We start from the raw sequence: 2,223 nt of genomic DNA, 5'->3' as shown, positions 1-2,223 counted from the left end.
GACGATTAGCAGCAACAATCATCCCATCGTTGTTACTCAACACAATAACAGGCTTACCACGCCAATCAGGGCGAAAGACTTGTTCTGCACTGCAATAGAAGCTATTCGCGTCAACTAGAGCAAACATCCAATTACCCCACAACAAAGGGCTTTGACGGTGGCAACGAATAGAACGTGTGACTACGCCTTCAATACTAAAATAATCGTATTCATGAATTGTGACAGGTTGGTATTGTTGATTAGAGGAATGGAGAACACGCAGCTTGGTATCTAGAATCTTGCAGACAAACTCGCCATTAAAATTGGCAACTATTACATCGCCGTTTCGACCGTCTGGTAATCTCCCCATTTTTAGCTGAGGTCAAAAGTAGAGACTTAGGCCACTAGTGCCAGTTTTTGCTTTGGTGGGACACCACCAATTGCTGTATTGGGTCTTTCATTGTTATAAAACCATAGCCATTGTGTCGCATGTTCCTGTACCTCGGCAATACTATTCCAAAGATATTGGCTCAGCCATTCGTATCGCACAGTCCGATTATAGCGTTCTACATAGGCATTCTGCTGTGGATTGCCAGGCTGAATAAATTTCAGTTCTACATTGTGTTTTTCAGCCCAGGCAGCCAGTACCGCACTTATATACTCTGGACCATTATCACTGCGTATCTGTTTTGGTTTTCCACGCCATTCGATGATTTGATCCAATGTTCTCACCACACGCTCCGCAGGTAAGGAGAAGTCGACTTCTATCGCCAAGCCTTCACGGTTGTAATCATCAATCACGTTCAATAACCTAATGCTGCGACCATCTTCCAGTTGGTCGTGCATAAAGTCCATGGACCAAAATTCATTGATTGCCTCTGGCACCGCCAATGTGTCCGGTTTATCACGCTTCAAGCGTTTCCTCGGCTTAATTCGTAGATTTAGCTCCAATTCTCGGTAAATCCTATACACCCGCTTATGGTTCCATCGGTAGCGTTTCACGTTACGTAAAAAGTAATAACATAGCCCAAACCCCCAACTCCGATGGGTTGATGTCAGTTGCTGTAACCAGTCGGCTATTGCAGCGTTTTCATCACTGAGTTTTGCCTGATAGCGATAACAGCTCTCACTGAGTCCAAACAAGGCACACGCAAATGCGATCGAAATGGCTCACCGCCTTTTGCGCCAGCTCCCGCCGCCGCGACGGCTTTACCACTTTTTTTCGATGGCCTCTTTGAGTATTTCAGCTTTGAGTCGCTCTTCGGCATACATTTTTTTGAGTCGTGAATTCTCAGCCTCTAACTCCTTCAATCGCGCCATCATAGAAGCGTCCATGCCACCGAATTTGGCGCGCCATTTGTAGAAGGTCGCAGAGCTCATGCCATGCTCACGGCAAAGCCCCGGAACTGGGGTGCCAGCTTCGGCTTGTTTAAGGATTGCTAGGATTTGGCTGTCGCTAAATTTTGATGTTTTCATGCAGAATCTCCCTGCGTATATATTACGAGAAAATTCTACTTTGAAATCTACTATTTTTAGGGGGGATTAGCCCAAACTTGTAACGTTTTATTTGATTATGTAACCAAATCAAGCTACCTTGATATCGTTACGTAATCAAGAGGTTCTAAGTATGGCAGATAAAAGTGATGCTCATAAAGGGGCGCATGGTGGTGTACGTAAAGGTGCTGGCCGCAAGACTAGATATGAAAAAACGATAGTGATGAGAGTTCCTGAACAATATAAAAATGCGATCAAAGCATTAATTCAACACATAGATGAATGCGAAAAAGTTGATCATCACTACTCACCTGTAGTTTCTAAACCTATATTTACAAGGTCGTTGCAGGGCAAGCCGCAACAAGTTACTTTTACGGTGAGTTCAGTAAAAGCAACTTGATATCGTTACAGAATCAAATGTATTTATCAAAAAAATTGTTTAGGACAATCTATGTATCAGAAAGCTTTCTATATACTTGGTGGCAAAGACTTTGATTTTAAGGATGATTCATTACTTAACATTATTCAGTTTCTCAAAATAGGTTTACCTGAAGCAATGCTGGATGAAGCAGCAAGATTAATGGGATTGAATAAAAAGCATGTAATCTTGCTGATAGGAAAAGCTTCAGGTAGCACAAGTTTAAAATTTGTTTGTCGACTATCCCCGAATCAGAGCGAACGTATGTTAATGATTATTGAAGTTTTAGCTCAAGCCGAGCAATATCACGGTAATAATGCAGCCGCTTTGAA

3 protein-coding genes and 1 pseudogene are annotated in these 2,223 nt (G+C 42.6%); 2 read left to right on the top strand and 2 right to left on the bottom strand.

Annotated elements, in window-relative coordinates:
* Together GW828_RS19235 and GW828_RS19230 are read right to left on the bottom strand one after the other, a co-directional pair.
* The coding region (locus GW828_RS19235; protein ID WP_273693549.1) for a LexA family protein at positions 1-349 on the bottom strand (349 nt) is incomplete at its 3' end.
* A 26-nt stretch (positions 350-375) separates the two neighbouring features.
* Positions 376-1,455, bottom strand: a pseudogene (locus GW828_RS19230) (IS3 family transposase).
* Positions 1,456-1,606: 151 nt separating this feature from the next.
* On the opposite strand from GW828_RS19230, the gene GW828_RS19225 reads away from it, so the two are divergent.
* The gene (locus GW828_RS19225) at positions 1,607-1,873 is read left to right on the top strand and encodes a hypothetical protein (protein WP_011638879.1); all 267 of its coding nucleotides are present in this window, start codon (positions 1,607-1,609) and stop codon (positions 1,871-1,873) included.
* A gap of 51 nt (positions 1,874-1,924) precedes the next feature.
* Positions 1,925-2,223 (top strand): hypothetical protein (locus GW828_RS19220; protein ID WP_273693548.1); only part of this gene is annotated, 299 nt, incomplete at its 3' end.

Source organism: Shewanella vesiculosa, assembly GCF_009994065.1.
Lineage (GTDB): Bacteria > Pseudomonadota > Gammaproteobacteria > Enterobacterales > Shewanellaceae > Shewanella > Shewanella vesiculosa.
This window is presented reverse-complemented; position numbering and strand designations above follow the sequence as displayed.